The sequence below is a fragment of the Stenotrophomonas sp. 10N36 genome, from assembly GCF_056395005.1.
The window spans coordinates 16,824-33,755 of the sequence record NZ_JBFTIS010000016.1 but is presented as its reverse complement, the minus strand read 5'-3'; the positions used below and the strand labels follow the sequence as shown (position 1 = coordinate 33,755).

Genomic DNA, 16,932 nt, shown 5'->3' with positions numbered 1-16,932 from the left:
ATGCTCGCGACAACCGCGCTGGCGGGCTTGAACAAACCGCGCATCCCGCCGCGACCGCCGGTGCGGCTTTCAACGCCATCCACATCGACCCCACCCCCACGGCCGCTGCAGCGGCGGCAGGCAACTGGCTGAAGCATTCATCACCCCGGCTGCGTTCAAACTGCCGGTGCGCGAACCGTTAGCATTTTTACTAATTGCCGGTAGGATTGTCGGTCTCAGCCCCTGACACCGCACCTGCCGATACTGCCCGCCATGCCCCGCCTTGCCGCCCCTGCCTGCCTGCGCCAGCCCCTTCGGGAGGTGCGCTGATGGGCGCGGTTCTGGCCCTGGACCAGTTGCTGGAAAGCCGGCAGGTCTGGCGCGGCAGGCCGCAGGCCACGCCGCCGGCCACGGCCCCGCACCCTACCGGCCACCCGGCGCTGGACGCCCGCCTGCCCGGCGGCGGCTGGCCGCCGGCGGCATTGTCGGAGGTGCTGCTGGCCGCGCCGGGGCACGGCGAGCTGGCGCTGGTCTGGCCCACCCTGGCGCGGCTGAGCCAGCAACAGCAGACCATCGTGCTGATAGCCCCGCCCTACCTGCCGCATGCGCCCGGCTGGGCCGGTGCCGGGCTGGCCTTGAACCAGGTGCAGGTGGTGCGGGCAGCCCCGCGCGATGCCCTGTGGGCCGCCGAACAGTGCCTGCGCTCTGCGGCCTGCGCCGCCGTGCTGTGCTGGCCGCAGCAGGCCGACGACCGGGCCCTGCGCCGGCTGCAGGTGGCCGCCGAAACCGGCCAGTGCCTGGGGTTTGCCTTCCGCGACCTGCGCCAGGCGCGCAACGCCTCGCCGGCACCGCTGCGGTTGCAGCTTGAGCACGGCCAGGTGCGTGTACTCAAGTGCCGCGGCGGCATGGCCCCGGCGCAGCCGTTGCCGCTGGCCCTGGCGCATTGAGCGGCCGCCGTGCACTGGGCCTGCCTGTTGCTGCCACAGCTGGCGCTGGATGCCGCCCTGCGCCAGCACCCCGATCCGTCGGTGCCGCTGGTGCTGCTCAGCGGCCCGGCGCAGCGCCGCGTGCTGCATGCGGTGAGCCCGGCGGCGCGCCAACGGGGGCTGCGCCGCGGCATGCTGCTGTCGGCCGCCCAGGTGCTTACCCGCGACATACTCACCGTCGAACATGACCCGCGCGCCGAACAGGCCACCCGGCAGCTGCTGGCCAGTTGGCTGTACGGCATCAGCTCGCAGGTCAGCCTGGCCTTCCCGCATGCGCTGGCGCTGGAAATCGGCGCCAGCCGCGCGCTGTTCGGTGACTGGCCCACGATTGAAAAACGCCTGTGCGACGGCCTCAAGGAGCTCGGCTTCCGCCATCGCCTGGTGGCCGCGCCCAATCCGCATGCGGCCTGGGTGCTGACCCGCGTGCATGCGCGGTTGGGGGTGGAGGCCCAGCAGCTGGACGCCACCCTGGCCCAGGTGCCGATCGAACACAGCGGGCTGCCGGCCGAGGCGGCCACGGTGCTGGCGCGCTCGGGCCTGCGCACGCTGGGCGCGGCCTTCCAGCTACCGCGCGACAGCCTGGCGCGACGCTTCGCGCCGGCCGTGCTGGCCCACCTGGATGCGCTGCGCGGGATCAGCACGCCGCCGCTGCGCTACTACCAGCCGCCGGACCGCTTCGACGCACGCATCGAGTTCGAGTACGAAATCGAGTCCACCCAGGCCCTGCTGTTCCCGCTGCGCCGGCTCACCGGTGACCTGGCGGCCTTCCTGTGTTCGCGCGATGGCGGCGTACAACGCTTCACGTTGTGGTTCGAACACGACCAGCACCCGGACACCGGCCTGGACATCGGCCTGCTCGCGCCCGAACGCGATGCAGCCATGCTGTTCGAACTGGCGCGCAACCGCGTCGACCACCTGCACCTGCCCGCCGGCAGCCGTGGCCTGCGCCTGCAGGCCGAGCACCTGCCGCCGTTCGTACCGGCCGCACGCGACCTGTTCGATCCCCGCCCGCAACAGGCGATGCCCTGGGAACAGGTGCGCGAGCGGCTGCGTGCCCGGCTGGGCGATGACGCCGTGCAGGGCCTGGGGCTGCGTGCCGAACACCGCCCCGAACGTGCCAGCGGCGATGCCCACGGTGCGCCCAAAGGCCCACCGCCCGTCCTGCCCGTGCGACCGGGCTGGTTGCTGCCACGCCCGCAGCCGCTGCTCGACCCGCACCTGCGCATCGTGTCCGGGCCGGAGCGGATCGAATCGGGCTGGTGGGATGAAGGCGATATCCGCCGCGACTACTACGTCATCGAAACCGGCCAGGGCCAGCGCGGCTGGGCCTATACCAGCGCCGATGGGCGCGGCGGGCCATGGATGCTGCACGGCTGGTTTTCATGAGCGCCGCCCTGCCCGACTACGCCGAACTGCATTGCCTGTCGGCCTTCAGCTTCCAGCGCGGCGCGTCGATCGCCGAGGAACTGTTCGCACGCGCCAAGGGCCAGGGCTACCGCGCACTGGCGATCACCGACGAATGCTCGCTGGCCGGCATCGTGCGGGCCTGGCAGGCAGCGAAAAAGCATGACCTGGCGTTGATCACCGGCGCGGAGTTCCAGCTGGAAGACGGCCCCAGGCTGGTGCTGCTGTGCACCGACCTGGCCGCTTATGCCGGCCTGTGCCAGCTGATCACCACCTGCCGCCGGCGCGCACCCAAGGGCGAGTACCGCTGCCTGCGCGAGGATCTGGATACGCTGCCTGACAGCCTGCTGTGCCTGTGGCTGGACCGCGCACCCAACGCCGATGACGCCGCCTGGCTGCAGGCGCGCTTCGCGCAGCGGCTGTGGCTGGCGGTGGAACTGCACCGGGAGGCCGATGACAGGCAGCGCCTGGCCGCGCTGCACCACTTCGGCCGCGAACACGCCATCCCCTTGGTGGCCAGCGGCGATGTGCACATGCACGTGCGCCGCCGCCGCGCCCTGCAGGACACCCTCACCGCGATCCGCCACCACTGCACCATCGCCGACGCCGGCTGGCGGCTGTTTGCCAACGGCGAGCGGCATATCCGCACCCGCCAGGCGCTGGCCGCGCTGTACCCGCCCGCGCTGCTGGCCGAAACCGTGCGCATCGCCGAACGCTGCCACTTCGACCTCAAACAACTGCAGTACACCTACCCGCGCGAACTGATCCCGGCCGGACACGACCCGGCCAGCTGGCTGCGCACGCTGGTGGAGGACGGCATGCAATGGCGGTGGAAAGAAGGCGCTACGGCAAAACAACGCACGCAGATCGAACACGAACTCGACCTGATCCACACGAAACAGTACGAGTCCTACTTCCTGACCGTGCACGACATCGTGCGCTTCGCGCGCAGCCAGCAGATCCTGTGCCAGGGGCGCGGCTCGGCCGCCAATTCGTCGGTGTGCTACGTGCTGGGCGTGACCGAGATCGACCCCAGCGAAATGGAACTGCTGTTCGAGCGTTTCATCTCCGCCGAACGCGACGAACCACCGGACATCGACATCGATTTCGAACACGAGCGCCGCGAGGAAGTACTGCAATACGTCTTCAACCGCTACGGCCGCGAACGCGCCGCGCTCACCGCCGTGGCGATCAGCTACCGCGGCCGCAGTGCGGTGCGCGACGTGGCCCGCGTGCTCGGCCTGCCACCGGACCAGGTCAACGAACTGGCCGCCTGCCTGGACCGCTGGAGCAGCCACGAACCGCTGCCCGAGGCGCTGCGCGAGCGCGGTTTCGACCCGGACACGCCGCTGATGCGGCGGGTAGTGGCGCTCACCAGCGAACTGGTCGACTTCCCGCGCCACCTGTCCCAGCACCCGGGCGGTTTCGTGATCTCCGAACACCCCCTGTCCACGATGGTGCCGGTGGAGAACGCGGCCATGGCCGACCGCACTGTCATTCAGTGGGACAAGGACGACCTGGACGCCACCGGGCTGATGAAGGTCGACTGCCTGGCGCTGGGCATGCTCACCGCCGTGCGCAAATGCCTGGCGATGCTGGAAGCGCATGGCGGACCGACGATGACCATGGCGAAGATTCCGCAGGGCGATGAGCCCACCTACGACATGATCTGCCGCGCCGACACCCTGGGCGTGTTCCAGATCGAGTCCCGCGCGCAGATGGCGATGCTGCCGCGCATGCAGCCCCGCTGCTTCTACGACCTGGTGATCGAAGTGGCGATCGTGCGCCCCGGTCCCATCCAGGGCGACATGGTGCATCCGTATCTCAACCGCCGCAGGAAGCTCAAGGAAGAAGGCATCGAGGAAATCGACTACCCGCCGGCGCTGGAGAAGGTCTTCAAGCGCACCCTGGGCGTGCCGCTGTTCCAGGAACAGGTGATGCAGCTGGCGGTGGCCGCGGCCGGCTTTACCGCAGGCGAGGCCGACGCGCTGCGCCGCTCGATGGCGGCCTGGAAACGGCATGGCGGGCTGGAGCCCCACCGCGACCGCCTGCTCACCGGCATGGCCGCCCGCGGCCACAGCCGCGAATACGGCGAACGCCTGTTCGAGCAGATCAAGGGCTTCGGCAGTTATGGCTTCCCGGAAAGCCACGCGGCCAGTTTCGCGCTGATCACCTATGTCAGCTGCTGGCTCAAGTGCCACCACCCGTCGGCGTTCGCCGCCAGCCTGATCAACAGCCAGCCGCTGGGGTTCTACACCCCCGACCAGATCCTGCAGGACGCGCGCCGCCATGGCGTGCCGGTACTGCCGGTGGATGTGCGCCACAGCGACTGGGACTGCACGCTGCTGCCGCCCACCGCGCCCGACCGTCCTTTCGGCATCCGCCTGGGCCTGCGCCTGATCGACGGCTTCAGCGAAGATGTCGCCACCGCGCTGGTACAGGCACGCGCGCGGCAGCCATTCGACAGCGTGGCCGACCTCAGCCAGCGCGCGCGGCTGGATCGCCGCCACCAGGGCCTGCTCGCCGATGCGGGGGCGTTGAAGGGGTTGAGCGGCCATCGCCATCGTGCGCGCTGGGAAGTGTCGGGCGTGGAAAAGCCGTTGCCGCTGTTCGACACCGCGCGGGCCACCGTGGAAGCCAGCGTGCCGTTGCCGCCGCCCAGTGCGTTGGAGGACATGCAGGCCGACTACAACAGCACCGGCACCACCCTGGGCCGGCACATGGTGGCCTTCATCCGCGCGCAGCTGCGCCAGCGCCGCTGCCAGCGCTCGGACGAACTGGCCGCCCTGCCGCATGGGCGCACCGTGCGGTTTGCCGGGCTGGTGCGCATGCGCCAACGCCCGCAGACCGCCAGCGGAGTCACCTTCCTGACCCTGGAAGACGAATGCGGCATGGTCAACGCGGTGGTCTGGCGCAAGACCGCCGACCGCCAGCACCGGGTGTTGGTGGAAGCACGGATGATGCAGATCGACGGCCGCCTGGAGCGCGTGGACGGCGTGCAGCACCTGATCGTGCGGCAGATGTACAACATCGATTCCCTGATCGAAGGCGTGCGCACGCACAGTCGGGATTTCCATTGATGCCGCGCGGCAACACGTGACCAGCTTCACGATCGCTGCAAATACAGACTTTCCCGACTGGTGTCGCAATCAACCATTGCGGTATGGTCGCGAGCTTCCAAGGATCTGGAGCCGCCATTGTCCCGCGCACTCACCGTCACCACGCTGGTTGTCTCCAGCCTCGCCCTTGTCGTCTCCGCCTGGACCGGCCTGCGCCTGCACCAGAGCCAATCGCACGACCGGGTGATCACCGCACGCGGGCTGGTCATCCAGGACAGCAATGGCCAGGCCCGGGTGATCCTGGGCGCACCGGTGCCGGACCCGCTCAGCAAGGGCATCTCGCAGGGGCCGCGCGCATCACCGCTGTCCGGGCTGATCCTGCTCGGCGCCGACGGTTCCGAACGGGGCGGCTACGGCACGGCCGATGTCGGTGATGAAGCCATGCTCACCCTGGACGATGCCAGTGGCACCACCGAAGTGTTCAAGGTCACCGCCAACCCGGATCGCGGCGCCACCCTGGTGATCAAGCACCAGAACAGCACCGGTGCGATGCTCACCTCTTGGCAGGGCAAACCGGAATTGATCTTCGTCGGCGACAACGGCCAGTCGCACTACGTGCGCCCGAGTACCCCCAGCGCGCCCTGATCCTCCAGCGCCTGGCGCAGGTCAAGTGCAACGCGCCGCGCATCGCCGGCCGTCAGCATGGCCGTGGTGATGCGCAGGCCGTGCACGCCGGGCTGCACGGCAAACACCTCGCCGCCGCGCAGTTGCCACCCGCGCTGCGCCATCGCCAGCACCAGCGGCTGGCTGTCGGCGGCCAGCGGCACCCACAGGTTCAGCCCATCCATCACCGCCGGGGTGTGGATGCCCTGCTCGCCCAGCGCCTGCTGCAACACCTGGCACCGCTGCGCGTAGTCGCGCCCGGCTTTGGCAACACGCGCCATCACCCGCGCCGAGCCCAGCGCCGCGGCCGCCGCATCCTGCAGCAGGTGGCTGACCCAGCCGGTGCCGGGGGCCATACGCAGGCGCAGGCGGGCGGCGGTGTCGGCATCGCAGCCCAGCACCGCCAGGCGCAGGTCCGGCCCGAGCGCCTTGGACAACGAGCGCACCAGCACCCAGCGCCGCGTGCGCGGGGCGATCACCGAGTGGTACGGCTGCTGCGACAACACTGCGAAATGATCGTCCACCAGCACCAGCACCTGCGGATGCCGGTCCAGCACCTGGCGCAGTTCGCGCGCGCGGCGCTGGCTGAGGCTGGCACCGGTCGGGTTGTGCGCACGCGGGGTCAGCAGCACCGCGCGTGCGCCGGCCTCCAGCGCTGCCGCCAGCGCCGCCGGCACCATGCCGTGTTCATCGATGGCCACCGCCAGCGTGGCGTGCCCGCCCGCGCGCAGGGTGTTGAGGCTGCCGAGAAAACACGGATTCTCCACCGCCACGCGGTCGCCGGGCACCAGCCAGCTGCCCAGCACCCGCTCGATCGCATCGACCGCGCCATGGCTGAGTTCCAGTGCGTACCCGGGCGGGCAATCCGGGTCCAGCTGCGCTCGTGCCAACCGCTCCAGCTGCGGGTCGATGGTGGGGGTGCCGTACAGTCGCGGCGCCCGTTCCGGCAGCAGCCCGCGCAGGTCCGGCAGCCACTGCGGGTCCGGGTTGCCGCTGGACAGGTCGTGCAGGGCCGAGCCCGCCGCACTGCCCTCCTGGGCGCCCACGGCCGGGGGCGCGGTCACCACCGTGCCACGCCGGCCCTGCGTCTGCGCCAGCCCGGCCGCATCCAGCCGCTTGTAGGCGGCCGCAACGGTATTGCGGTTGATCTGCAGCTGCAGGGCCAGGTCGCGGACCGGTGGCAGCAGCTGCCCCGGTTCCAAAGCGCCACTGAGGATCTGCTGGCGGATGCTGTCGAACACGGCGCTGGCGGTCTGGCCGGTGATTTTCATTTTGTCCTATGCCAATATGTGAATCGTCCCGGGACAGTGTTGCACGTGCCGGACCGCCCGTGCAGCCGCCCTCGCTTCAGGAGCTCCCCCATGCCCATCGCACGCCCCGACTGGCCACAGGCCACCACCGTCGACGCCATCGCCCACAACCTGGCGGTGGTGCGCCAGCGCATCGCGCGCGCCTGCGAACGTGCCGGCCGCGATCCGGCCAGCGTGCGCCTGCTGCCGGTCAGCAAGACCGTCGACCAGGCGCGGCTGCGCCTGGCCTGGGCGGCGGGCTGCCACGAACTGGGGGAAAACAAGGTGCAGGAGGCGCAGGCCAAGGCCGACGGCATGGCCGACCTGCCCATCCGCTGGTCGGTGATCGGCCACCTGCAGACCAACAAGGCCCGCGACGTGGCGCGCTTCGCCAGTGAGTTCCAGGCGCTGGACAGCCTCCGCGTGGCCGAAGCGCTGGACCGACGCTTGGCGCTGGAGCAGCGCACGCTGGACGTGTTCGTGCAGGTCAACACGTCCGGTGAGGCCAGCAAGTACGGCCTGGACCCGATCGCGGTTGCCGACTTCGTGCAGCAGTTGCCGGCGTTTCCCCAGCTGCGCGTGCGCGGACTGATGACGCTGGCGGTGTTCTCGCCCGATCCCGACCAGGTCCGCCCGTGCTTCGTGCGCCTGCGCGAACTGCGCGACCGCCTGCAGCCCGGCCTGCCGGCGGGGATCGTCCTGGACGACCTGTCGATGGGCATGTCCGGCGACTTCGACCTGGCCATCGAAGAAGGCGCCACCGTGGTGCGGGTCGGCCAGGCCATCTTCGGCGCGCGCGCCACCCCGGACAGTTTCTACTGGCCCACCACCGCCGCCGAGGGCACCCCATGAAGGCGGTGGCGATCCAGCACGTCGCGTTTGAAGACACGGGAATACTCGCCCCGTTGTTGGCCGCACGCGGTTGGCAGCTGCAGACACTGCAGGGCGGCATCGACCGCCTCGACGACGCCGAGACCGCCGACCTGCTGATCGTGCTGGGCGGGCCAATCAGCGCCAATGATGTGCAGGGCTACCCGCATCTGCGCGTCCTGCATGCCCTGCTGCGCTCACGCCTGGCCGCGCACCGCCCGACGCTGGGCATCTGCCTGGGCGCGCAGCTGGTGGCACGCGCACTCGGCGCCAGCGTGACGCCGATGGGCGCAAAGGAAATCGGCTTCGCGCCGTTGTCGCTGACCGATGCCGGCCTGGCCTCGCCGCTGCGGGCACTGGTGGGCATCCCGGTCCTGCACTGGCATGGCGAGAGCTTCACCCTGCCCGACGGTGCGCTGCGCCTGGCCGCCACGCCGGCCTGCGCGCAGCAGGCGTTCGCCATCGGCCACCACCTGCTGGCCCTGCAGTGCCATCCCGAGGTCGATGCTACCCGCATCGACACCTGGCTGATCGGCCATGCCGACGAACTGCAGCGCGCCGGTATTGATCCCCGCGCGCTGCGCGAACAGGCCCACCGCTACGCCGCGCCCTTGGCGGCCGCCGCACGCGACCTCTTCGCGGCCTGGCTGGATGCACTGCCGCCGCCAACGCCGGTTGCCGCCGCGCCCATTGTCACGGCGGTGCCCGTATGAACAGCTATCGCCTGATCGTGCACCAGCACGGCGTTCTGCTTGGCCGCTTCGACAGCGAAGGCCCGCAGGCCCGCCGCCACCTGCATACCCTGGCCGTGCAGCTGCCGGGCACCGACGGATTCCAGCTGCAATGGCAACAGGCCATCGGCGAACAGCGGCTGTTGAGCAGCGGCCCGGCGGGCCTGAAGGTGCTGGGCAGCGAGGTGGTCTATCAGGACATCGCCACGCCTGTGGACAGGGGCTGACCCACCAGCGATAGAATCGGCAACGACACACCACTGCTTCGGGGGGGAATGATGAAGAAGATTTTCCTTGCGGTCGGCATCACCATCGCCGTTTCTGCGTGCGCTACCACGCCCATCAACACCAGCACGGCACGCTCGACGCCACCGGAGCGGATCTTCGCACCCGAGCTCATGCAGCCAGGCCAGGACAAAGTGGTACTGATCGTCGCGCGTGACGCAGGCTTCATGGGAAGCGGCTGCATGACGGCGGTATACCTGGACGGCCGCAAGGTTTCCACCATCGACAACGCCGAGAAGGTCACCTTCCATGTGGCGCCGGGCAGGTACATTCTCGGCACCGGCCCCAATCCGCAAGGCAAGGCGCTGTGCCGGTTCGGCGCGGAAAGTGCACGGCGAGAGACCGAGATCATCGCCGAGCTCGGCAAGCCGTTGAAGTACCGCCTGGCGCTCAGCGCCAACGGTGAAATCTCGGTCGCGCCCACCGCGTTCTGAGCTACGTCATCCGCCGGTCATCCGGGCTGGCGCATGTGCTCTGCATGTTCCTGCGCCTGCGCATGCAGCCATTGGCGGAAGTCCAGAAAGCCCTGGTGGCGGACCGATCGCGGCGGATACACCAGCCAATGCGACCAGCGCGTCTTCAAACGGTGCGGCGACAAGGCAATCAACTGGCCCGAGTCGAGCAGCAGCCGCGCCCGCGTCACCCGCCCCAGCGCTACCCCGAAGCCGTCCAGGGCGGCGCGATGGTGTGACTCCGAATCGTTGAGCATGGCCACGTAGCGGCGCGGCGGGTCCTGGCCGATCTGTGCAAACCAGCGCTGCCATTCGCCATCGGGATCCCCCAACAGCGGCCATTCCGAGAGCGGGCGCGCATCCACGCCGCCCATGCGATCCACCAGCGCGGGGCTGGCCATCGGCATCAACCACTCATCGAACAACGGCTCGGCGTGCACACCCACCCACTGCCCGGCACCCACGCGCAGCGCGGCATCGCACTGCACGTTACGTTCGAAGTCCGTCAGGCGTTCGCTGGATTCCAGGTTGAACTCGATCTCCGGGTGCGCGGCCACGAACGAGCCCAGCCGCGGCACCAGCCAGTTGGAGGCCATCGAAGGCAGCGCGCTGACCGTGAGCACGCGGTCGTGGCGTGCACCGAACGGCTGGAAGACCTGCTGGATCGCATCCAGGTGCGGCCCGACCTGCTCAAGCAGGCGCTGGCCCTCCGGCGTCACCCCCACCCCGCGCGGTTGCCGCAACAGCAGCGGGTAGCCCAGCCGCTGCTCCAGCTGGCGCATCTGGTGGCTGAGCGCGCTGACCGTCAGGTTCAACGACTCCGCCGCCCGGGTGAGGTTGCCCAGGCGCGCGGCGGTCACGAAATTCTGCAGGGACTGCAGGGGCATGCGGGACATGTCGACTTGAATCCTGTTCAAGACCAGCTTGCGGAAATGTCGCTTTTTCGATCCGCATCCTGCACCTATGGTCAACGCTATTCAAGTGGAGCGTCGATCATGAACTTGTACAGCGGGCTGTTGTTCCTGCAGGGGCACATCACCCATGTCGACCTGGCGCGCCAGTTGGCGGGTGAGGAAACGGCGCCCGCGGCGCCTTCCCCATCGGGCAAGCGAGAGACGATATGCGGTGCCGCAGGGACCGGCGACGAGGTGCGCCCGAGTCCGACGTGGCCACCGAACCGGTGCGCCGATGCCTGAGTATGCGCGCGCGGATACCGCAGCCACGCATGGGGTGGCGCTACGGCGCAGCTTTGGGGGCTGGCAGCACGCGTGGCTGCTGGTCGTACCACTCGCGTGCGCCGGCCAGGTGCCACTTGCGTTCCTGGCCGTCCAGTTCGATGCCCGCGCCCAGAACGCCCCAGCGCAGGTACAGGTTGCCGCGGCGCCGCGCCTGGGCCAGGTCCAGCCGCGCGCGCAATGACAGTCGCTCGTTTTCGGCCTGCAGGTCATCCACCCACATTTCGCCACTGCGCCAGCGCAGCTGCCCGCTGGCCTGTACCTCACCGGAATCGAGCATGCCCAGCACCCAGCGCGGGTACGCGCTGCGCTCGGCGAACACCCCCAGCAGCGGCCCCGCATCGCGCAGGCGCAGATCGGCCTGGGCGGTAACTTCAAACGGTGCGGCTGCATCGATATGGCCCTGGCGCAGCGACACCGTGCCCCACCAGTTGTTCTGTCCAGCGCCGTCGCCGACCTGGATGTTGCGCAGCGCCACCGTGGTGCCGCCCAGGTCGAACTGCTTGGCATCGAAGTCGGCACGCTTTACCCGTGCCTGCAGCTGCGCATCGCCGCGCAGCGCGATACCGGCTACCTGTAGTTGTGCGCCGCGCCCGCGCAGGTCGGCCCGGCCGGTGCCCACGCGACCGGCCGAATCCATTTCGACGTCCCCACTGAGCAGGCCGGTACCGCCCAGCAGGCGCACATTGCCGGTGCCGCCGCCCAGGTAGCGGTTGTACGCGGTGAGGTCGGGCACGCGCGCGTCGTTGAAGCGCAGGCGCGCGCGCATGCCGTCACGCAACTGCTGCAGGCGGGCGTCGCCGCGCAGGGTCAGCGCCATGGCGTGGCCGTCGAACAGCAACGCCTTGGGGGAGCCGGTCGGTGCGGCGCGGAACGCCGGGATCTTGACGTCCAACTGCGCCTGCGCCGGTTCGCCGGCGACGATGCTGCCGTGCGCATTGGCCTGCCCGAGCAGCCGCACCCCGGCCACCTCGGCCACGGCCGCCACCTGCGGAATGTCCAGCGTACTGCCCGCGGCCAGCTGGCCGTCGGCAATCTTCAGGTCGCCCTCCAGCAGGCCGCCGCCATCGAGGTGGAACCACGGCTTGCGCACGAACAGATCGGCGATCCAGTTCAACGACTCGAACTTCCATGCCCCCTGCACCTGCCCGTTCAGCCGCGGCAGCAGTTCGGCCGGTGCGCGGAACGGGATGTTACGGCCGGTGAAGCGCAGGTCGGCATGCAGTTCGCTGCCGGTTTCCGGGTCGCGGGGCAACCGTGCCTGCACGCGCATGTCCTGCGCCACATCCAGCTGCAGCGCCAGCAGCCCGCGATCATCGGCGTTCACCCCGGCATGCACCGGCACCCGCCACACCACCCGGCTACCGGGTTGCAGCGCCCCCCGGTCCAGCACCACATCGCCGGTAAGACGGGCGTTCGACGGGGCGCTGCCGACGCTGACGTGCGGTCCACCCGTGTCGATTTCCACGGCGCGGCTGCGCGCATCCACCTCAAGCTGTGCCCAGGTGATGTCCAGCTTGCGCAGGCCAGGCGCCTGGTCACGGTAGTGGCGCGGGAAGTGGAACCGCGCCGCAATGTGGGCGTCATCGAGCACCCGCACCCCGCCCACGGTCACCTCGGCCTTCTCGAACCCGGCCGTGGAGTCGAACAATTCAGACGGCCCGCCCTTCAACTGCTTGAGGAACCCGACGGTGCCGTGCCCCTGCCCGGCAATGAACAACGTGCCGAAACGGCCGCTGCGGATGCTGTCGCTGTGGATCGCATCGAAGCGCAGCGTCCAGCCGCGGTCACTGCGCGGCGGTGGCGGAATGCCCTTGTCCACGCGCTCGACCTCGGCCTCCACGCCCGTGGCCTCGATCCGCGGTATGCGCACTTCACGGCGGAACAGCGCCGGCAGGTCGATCCAGGCGCCCGCGCGGTCGGCGCGGAAAATGTACACCGTGTGCCCGGCCTGGCCGCGCATGCGCAGGTTCCAGACCACGGCATGGCCGGGCAGCAGGGTCAGCGCCGGCCCGGTCTGCATGCTGAACTTCTCAGGTTTGCGGTTGGTGACCGCGTCGAACAGCGGCGTATTGAGGAACACGTTGCCGGCGATCAGGTACAGCGCATACAGCGCCAACAGCGAGAGCAACGCCACGCGCCATGGCCGGGGCCAGCGCCGGACGCGCTCGGGAATCAGGGGCATGTAGATACGCGCGCGGAAGCAGAATGACCCCCACACTATCGGCAGACGGCTGGCGCAGCCGCGTGAAGACGATGCGCGACGGCGACGGGCCGGCTGTTCCACGCGGGCTGCGGACGCCGTTGCGGCGGCGCACGGCTTGCCGCTACTGTGCAATCGCGCCGGCATCGATCGCTGCCGGAACGAAGACAGCAAGGAGCGTGCCGGCATGATGCAAGTCGTGGAGACCTTCGGCCTTGAACTGCTGGCCTGGATGGGGGGCGTGGCGGCGGGGTATCTGGTGTGGGCCTCCGCGCCGTTCTGGTGGCCCGCGATGCGGGCGTTCGGCGGTCGTCGCCGGCTTCCGCGTCCGCTGCTGTTCAGTGCCTGCGCCGGGTGCCTGGCTTATGCGGCGTACCTGGCGTTGCTGGTAGCCCTGCGCCTTCTGATCCTCGCGGTACCGCCCTTGTCCGCCGGGCTGGAACAGTTGGCGTCACACCCCGGGATCGCCGCGACGCTGCTTGCAGCCCTCGTGTACGGCCTGCCCTTGCTGGTGTTCACCGGATGGGCCGCACGCTTTCTCGGCGCACGCTGGGCGCGGCTGATGGCGCCATCACCCGATGCGCAGCCCGCACCATGATCTCTGCCGACACAACCACCCATGGTCTGGTGCTGCTCTGGATGTCAGTGCCGGTGTGGGCGCCGGCCCTGCGCGCCTGCCTGCCCTGGCGTCGCCTTCCCTGCGCCGGCAGGTTCACCCTGACCGTTGCGGCGCTGGTCTACGGCGCCTTCGCCGCCTGCGTGGCGCTGGTGGTGCTGCCGGCAGAGGTGCTGGCCACGTTCATCGGCCCGCAACTGCTCGAGATGGGCTCACCCGCCGGCCGCTGGGTGAGCGCGCTGCATGCCGATGTCGTGGTGCCGGTGTTTTTGGCCTTCATCCCGGCGCTGCCCGGCGTGACCTGGGTGGTCATGCTGTTGCTGGCCAGGCGCTGGCCGGTCATCTGCGACAGGCTGGGCCTGCGGGCCCCGGCCGTCCCTCAGCCATGCCAGGACAGCACAGCCGCCTAGCGGGCGCCTGTCCTTCAACGCGCCGACGCATCGGGCAGCTTGGCGATCACCTTGATTTCCACGTCGAACCCATACAACCAGGTCACCCCGATGCCGGTCAGGGTCGGATACGGCGCCTGGCCCCAATACTCGGGCACGATCGCCCAGACGCGGTCGAAGATCGCCTCGGGATCGACCAGGAACACGGTCACGTCGACCACATCGTCGAACGTGCAGCCGGCCGCGCCGAGCACGGCATTGAGGTTCTCGAACGCGCGTCGCACCTGGTCCTCGAGCACCGGTTCGGGCGAGCCGTCCTCGCGGCTGCCGACCTGTCCGGACACGAACAGGAAGCCATTGGCGCGTACCGCTGGCGAATAGCGGTTGCGTTCGTACAGGGCCTGCCGGCCCGGCGGGAATACCACGTCACGGGTTGCCATCGTTTTCTCCAAAGGCCATCAGGCCGATCCAGTGCACTGCCGCCACGGTAGGCCGACACGGCCCGCGGATAAACGCCCCACACCGGCCATCACTGTTTGTAGAATCCAAACAATTCCTCCCGGATGCCCCGCATGGACCGGTTCGACGCAATGCAGGCCTTCGCCCGGGTGGTGGAAACCGGCAGCTTCACCAAGGCCGCGCAGAGCCTGCACCTGAGCAGGACCACGGTTACCCAGCTGGTGCAACAGCTGGAGGCACGGCTGCGTGTGCGCCTGCTCAATCGCACGACGCGGCAGGTCAACCTCAGCGCCGACGGCGCGGCCTACTACGAGCGCGTGGTGCGCCTGCTGGCCGACATCGACGATGCCGAGACCAGCCTCTCCGGCGCCGCCGCCACGCCGCGCGGGCGCCTGCGCGTGGATGTGCCGGCGCCTTTGGCGCGCCTGATCCTGGTGCCGGCGTTGCCCAGCTTCCATGCGCGTTACCCGGAGATCCAGCTGCACCTGGGTGTCAGCGACCGCAATGTCGACCTGATCGACGAGCGCGTGGACGCGGTGATCCGCGGCGGCGAGATCACCACGCCGTCGCTGGTGGCCCGTCGCATCGGTGACCTGCAGGCCGGCCTGTACGCCGCGCCGGCCTACCTGGCGCAGGCCGGCACACCGGTGGACCCGCACGACCTGGAAAGCAGCCCCCACCACATCGTCGGCTACCTGCGCGCGCGCACCGGCACGGTGTTGCCCTATGCCCTGCGCCGCGACGACCAGCAGCGCCAGGTGCACGGACGGTATCTGCTGGCGGTCGATGATGGCAACGCCTACCTGGCTGCGGGCGTGGCCGGGTTGGGCGTGCTGTGGTTGCCGGATTACATGGCCGCCGCGCACGTGGCCAACGGCGCGCTGGTGCGCGTGCTGCCGGACTGGCAGGTGGCGCCCATGCCACTGTATGTTGCGTTTCCGCCGAACCGCCACGTCAGTGCCAAGCTGCGCGTGTTCATCGACTGGGTCGCGGCGCTGCTGGAACCGGTCGCCCCGGTCCAGACGCTGCGCCCGCGCTGACCGTGCTGTCACTGACCCACCCGACCGAGATCGCCATGCCCCGTCGCATCCGTGCCGCCCTGCTTGTCACGTTGGCCCTCGGTGCACCGGCGCTGGCGCAGACCCCGGCGCCCCCGCCAACGCAGGACCCGGCGCTGACCGCCTTGTTCGACTGCCACTTCGGCTACGCCCGGCAGCACTTCCGCAGCACCGCCAGCGCAACAGAAATCGCCACGGCGGCCGCCTCGTACTGCGAAACGGCGTTGCAGGCGGCCGGTCTGGGTACTTACCTGCGCGCGCTGGATGCCGGATTGCCGGCAGACAGCGCGGAGGCATCACGCATCGGCATGCTCGACGAACTGCGCGCCATGCTGCCCGGCTTCACCATCGACAAGGTCCTCCAGTTCCGCGCGGCCGTGGAATAGCAGGACGATTCCCTGACCGCGTATGGGCGCATGCTTGCCGCTCGTACGAGCACACTACGCCGGTTCTTCACCATTCAAGGTGCCGAAGGGCACATTATCAACGTCGGGGAAAGCCGAAACATAGGGCCCCCAGCCCATGTATTGGTGATACTTCGTCATCGCCTCGAAATGACTTTGTGCGTTGACCGTCCATACCCGTTTGGCGTTGACGCGCAGCAATGCACGTGCACTGTCTCCGTGGGGGCCGGACATGCAAAACGTCTGTTCTTGGTCTGGCTCAATCCACAATTCGTACCGCACCTGCAACCTCCATTGCCGGAACCACATCCTGCCCGTCTATCCGCCAGATCTCAGTTGCGTTGGACTTTCGTCCAAGCGTAACCAGCTCTCGCTGGCTCAGGGCCTCCATGAACGCAGCTACCAGGCGGCAAGCTGCTTCGAGTACTGCGCTTCCAGCCACAGTCATTACCAATGCCCTTTCCGTGTTATGCCCCTGTCGGGCCCTGCGCCTTCACCCACAACCCGAAGTCCTTCATCACCTCCACCACCGGCTGCAGCCGTCGGCCGTCGTCGGTGAGGGCGTACTCCACCTTCACCGGCACGGTGGGATACACGGTGCGGCTGATCAGCCCGGCCTCTTCCAACGCGCGCAGGTCCAGGGTGAGCATGCGCTGGGAAATCGCCGGCATGTCGCGGCGCAGGTCGTTGAAGCGCTTGGCACCGTCGAGCAGATAGGACGCGATCAGCAAGCGCCAGCGTCCGCCCAGCAGGCGCATCGCCTCTTCCACCGAGCAGCCCGATACGTTGTCTTTCATGGTGGGGTCTCGCGTGCGTCAACAGGTATACATTATGTACCTACACCACGAAA

At 69.2% G+C, this 16,932-nt stretch carries 18 protein-coding genes; 12 read left to right on the top strand and 6 right to left on the bottom strand.

The window, feature by feature from the left end; translation table 11 throughout:
- The first annotated feature begins 308 nt into the window (after positions 1-308).
- From imuA to AC1DCJ_RS15460, 4 genes are all read left to right on the top strand, one after another.
- Positions 309-926: a translesion DNA synthesis-associated protein ImuA gene (gene imuA, locus AC1DCJ_RS15475; protein WP_137189681.1), complete on the top strand. Its 618-nt coding sequence runs from the start codon at positions 309-311 to the stop codon at positions 924-926.
- A gap of 9 nt (positions 927-935) precedes the next feature.
- A complete protein-coding gene (locus tag AC1DCJ_RS15470; RefSeq protein WP_478071340.1) occupies positions 936-2,351 on the top strand; it encodes a Y-family DNA polymerase in 1,416 nt (471 codons plus the stop codon).
- Positions 2,324-5,449, top strand: coding sequence for an error-prone DNA polymerase (locus tag AC1DCJ_RS15465; RefSeq protein WP_478071339.1), 3,126 nt, complete (start codon positions 2,324-2,326; stop codon positions 5,447-5,449). The genes AC1DCJ_RS15470 and AC1DCJ_RS15465 overlap by 28 nt, the downstream gene beginning before the upstream one ends.
- Positions 5,450-5,566: 117 nt before the next feature.
- Positions 5,567-6,073 (top strand): hypothetical protein, encoded by a 507-nt coding sequence (locus AC1DCJ_RS15460; protein ID WP_137189684.1) that lies wholly within the window; start codon positions 5,567-5,569, stop codon positions 6,071-6,073.
- On the opposite strand, the gene ptsJ is transcribed toward AC1DCJ_RS15460, so the two are convergent.
- The gene (gene ptsJ / locus AC1DCJ_RS15455; protein WP_478071338.1) at positions 6,040-7,362 is read right to left on the bottom strand and encodes a MocR-like B6 salvage transcription factor PtsJ; all 1,323 of its coding nucleotides are present in this window, start codon (positions 7,360-7,362) and stop codon (positions 6,040-6,042) included. The two genes, AC1DCJ_RS15460 and ptsJ, sit on opposite strands and share 34 nt — an antisense overlap.
- A gap of 90 nt (positions 7,363-7,452) precedes the next feature.
- On the opposite strand from ptsJ, the gene AC1DCJ_RS15450 reads away from it, so the two are divergent.
- The 4 genes from AC1DCJ_RS15450 to AC1DCJ_RS15435 are packed head-to-tail and all read left to right on the top strand — an operon-like array spanning position 7,453 to position 9,700.
- Positions 7,453-8,232, top strand: coding sequence for a YggS family pyridoxal phosphate-dependent enzyme (locus AC1DCJ_RS15450; RefSeq protein ID WP_428711718.1), 780 nt, complete (start codon positions 7,453-7,455; stop codon positions 8,230-8,232).
- Positions 8,229-8,963, top strand: coding sequence for a glutamine amidotransferase (locus AC1DCJ_RS15445; protein WP_478071337.1), 735 nt, complete (start codon positions 8,229-8,231; stop codon positions 8,961-8,963). Before AC1DCJ_RS15450 ends, AC1DCJ_RS15445 begins: the two co-directional genes overlap by 4 nt.
- Positions 8,960-9,208, top strand: a complete 249-nt coding sequence (locus AC1DCJ_RS15440) for a hypothetical protein (protein WP_478071336.1) — start codon at positions 8,960-8,962, stop codon at positions 9,206-9,208. The genes AC1DCJ_RS15445 and AC1DCJ_RS15440 overlap by 4 nt, the downstream gene beginning before the upstream one ends.
- 51 nt (positions 9,209-9,259) lie before the next feature.
- Entirely contained in the window at positions 9,260-9,700 is a 441-nt protein-coding gene (locus AC1DCJ_RS15435) for a hypothetical protein (protein WP_448133873.1), read from the top strand.
- Between the two features lie 17 nt (positions 9,701-9,717).
- Here the strand turns inward: AC1DCJ_RS15435 and AC1DCJ_RS15430 are convergent, their stop codons facing one another.
- Together AC1DCJ_RS15430 and AC1DCJ_RS15425 are read right to left on the bottom strand one after the other, a co-directional pair.
- On the bottom strand, positions 9,718-10,614 hold the full coding sequence (locus AC1DCJ_RS15430) for a LysR substrate-binding domain-containing protein (protein ID WP_478071335.1): 897 nt from the start codon (positions 10,612-10,614) through the stop codon (positions 9,718-9,720).
- 340 nt (positions 10,615-10,954) lie between these two features.
- Positions 10,955-13,138 carry a hypothetical protein gene (locus AC1DCJ_RS15425; protein WP_478071334.1) on the bottom strand — a complete coding sequence of 728 codons (2,184 nt, stop codon included), beginning with the start codon at positions 13,136-13,138 and terminating at the stop codon, positions 10,955-10,957.
- Positions 13,139-13,343: 205 nt separating this feature from the next.
- Here AC1DCJ_RS15425 and AC1DCJ_RS15420 point away from each other — a divergent pair, with 205 nt between their 5' ends.
- Both AC1DCJ_RS15420 and AC1DCJ_RS15415 read left to right on the top strand, forming a co-directional pair.
- Positions 13,344-13,754, top strand: a complete 411-nt coding sequence (locus AC1DCJ_RS15420; protein WP_478071333.1) for a hypothetical protein — start codon at positions 13,344-13,346, stop codon at positions 13,752-13,754.
- Positions 13,679-14,182 (top strand): hypothetical protein, encoded by a 504-nt coding sequence (locus tag AC1DCJ_RS15415; protein WP_478071332.1) that lies wholly within the window; start codon positions 13,679-13,681, stop codon positions 14,180-14,182. The genes AC1DCJ_RS15420 and AC1DCJ_RS15415 overlap by 76 nt, the downstream gene beginning before the upstream one ends.
- A 14-nt stretch (positions 14,183-14,196) precedes the next feature.
- Here the strand turns inward: AC1DCJ_RS15415 and AC1DCJ_RS15410 are convergent, their stop codons facing one another.
- Positions 14,197-14,601: a RidA family protein gene (locus tag AC1DCJ_RS15410; protein ID WP_137189695.1), complete on the bottom strand. Its 405-nt coding sequence runs from the start codon at positions 14,599-14,601 to the stop codon at positions 14,197-14,199.
- A 132-nt stretch (positions 14,602-14,733) separates the two neighbouring features.
- Between AC1DCJ_RS15410 and AC1DCJ_RS15405 the strand changes: the two genes are divergently transcribed.
- Positions 14,734-15,660: a LysR family transcriptional regulator gene (locus AC1DCJ_RS15405; RefSeq protein ID WP_478071331.1), complete on the top strand. Its 927-nt coding sequence runs from the start codon at positions 14,734-14,736 to the stop codon at positions 15,658-15,660.
- Between the two features lie 35 nt (positions 15,661-15,695).
- The gene (locus AC1DCJ_RS15400; protein ID WP_478071330.1) at positions 15,696-16,064 is read left to right on the top strand and encodes a hypothetical protein; all 369 of its coding nucleotides are present in this window, start codon (positions 15,696-15,698) and stop codon (positions 16,062-16,064) included.
- Positions 16,065-16,118: 54 nt separating this feature from the next.
- Here the strand turns inward: AC1DCJ_RS15400 and AC1DCJ_RS15395 are convergent, their stop codons facing one another.
- Positions 16,119-16,316, bottom strand: coding sequence for a hypothetical protein (locus AC1DCJ_RS15395; protein ID WP_424145531.1), 198 nt, complete (start codon positions 16,314-16,316; stop codon positions 16,119-16,121).
- Between the two features lie 233 nt (positions 16,317-16,549).
- The gene (locus AC1DCJ_RS15390) at positions 16,550-16,879 is read right to left on the bottom strand and encodes a winged helix-turn-helix transcriptional regulator (RefSeq protein ID WP_478071329.1); all 330 of its coding nucleotides are present in this window, start codon (positions 16,877-16,879) and stop codon (positions 16,550-16,552) included.
- Positions 16,880-16,932 lie beyond the last annotated feature (53 nt).

Bases quoted from the DNA above. Each gene is read 5' to 3' on its own strand.
- AC1DCJ_RS15435 (WP_448133873.1), top strand. From the start codon at position 9,260: ATGAAGAAGATTTTCCTTGCGGTCGGCATCACCATCGCCGTTTCTGCG.
- ptsJ (WP_478071338.1), bottom strand. From the start codon at position 7,362: ATGAAAATCACCGGCCAGACCGCCAGCGCCGTGTTCGACAGCATCCGC.
- AC1DCJ_RS15410 (WP_137189695.1), bottom strand. From the start codon at position 14,601: ATGGCAACCCGTGACGTGGTATTCCCGCCGGGCCGGCAGGCCCTGTAC.
- AC1DCJ_RS15395 (WP_424145531.1), bottom strand. From the start codon at position 16,316: ATGTCCGGCCCCCACGGAGACAGTGCACGTGCATTGCTGCGCGTCAAC.
- AC1DCJ_RS15400 (WP_478071330.1), top strand. From the start codon at position 15,696: ATGCCCCGTCGCATCCGTGCCGCCCTGCTTGTCACGTTGGCCCTCGGT.
- AC1DCJ_RS15390 (WP_478071329.1), bottom strand. From the start codon at position 16,879: ATGAAAGACAACGTATCGGGCTGCTCGGTGGAAGAGGCGATGCGCCTG.
- AC1DCJ_RS15445 (WP_478071337.1), top strand. From the start codon at position 8,229: ATGAAGGCGGTGGCGATCCAGCACGTCGCGTTTGAAGACACGGGAATA.
- AC1DCJ_RS15415 (WP_478071332.1), top strand. From the start codon at position 13,679: ATGGGCCGCACGCTTTCTCGGCGCACGCTGGGCGCGGCTGATGGCGCC.
- AC1DCJ_RS15440 (WP_478071336.1), top strand. From the start codon at position 8,960: ATGAACAGCTATCGCCTGATCGTGCACCAGCACGGCGTTCTGCTTGGC.
- AC1DCJ_RS15465 (WP_478071339.1), top strand. From the start codon at position 2,324: ATGGATGCTGCACGGCTGGTTTTCATGAGCGCCGCCCTGCCCGACTAC.
- imuA (WP_137189681.1), top strand. From the start codon at position 309: ATGGGCGCGGTTCTGGCCCTGGACCAGTTGCTGGAAAGCCGGCAGGTC.
- AC1DCJ_RS15420 (WP_478071333.1), top strand. From the start codon at position 13,344: ATGATGCAAGTCGTGGAGACCTTCGGCCTTGAACTGCTGGCCTGGATG.
- AC1DCJ_RS15405 (WP_478071331.1), top strand. From the start codon at position 14,734: ATGGACCGGTTCGACGCAATGCAGGCCTTCGCCCGGGTGGTGGAAACC.
- AC1DCJ_RS15450 (WP_428711718.1), top strand. From the start codon at position 7,453: ATGCCCATCGCACGCCCCGACTGGCCACAGGCCACCACCGTCGACGCC.
- AC1DCJ_RS15430 (WP_478071335.1), bottom strand. From the start codon at position 10,614: ATGTCCCGCATGCCCCTGCAGTCCCTGCAGAATTTCGTGACCGCCGCG.
- AC1DCJ_RS15425 (WP_478071334.1), bottom strand. From the start codon at position 13,138: ATGCCCCTGATTCCCGAGCGCGTCCGGCGCTGGCCCCGGCCATGGCGC.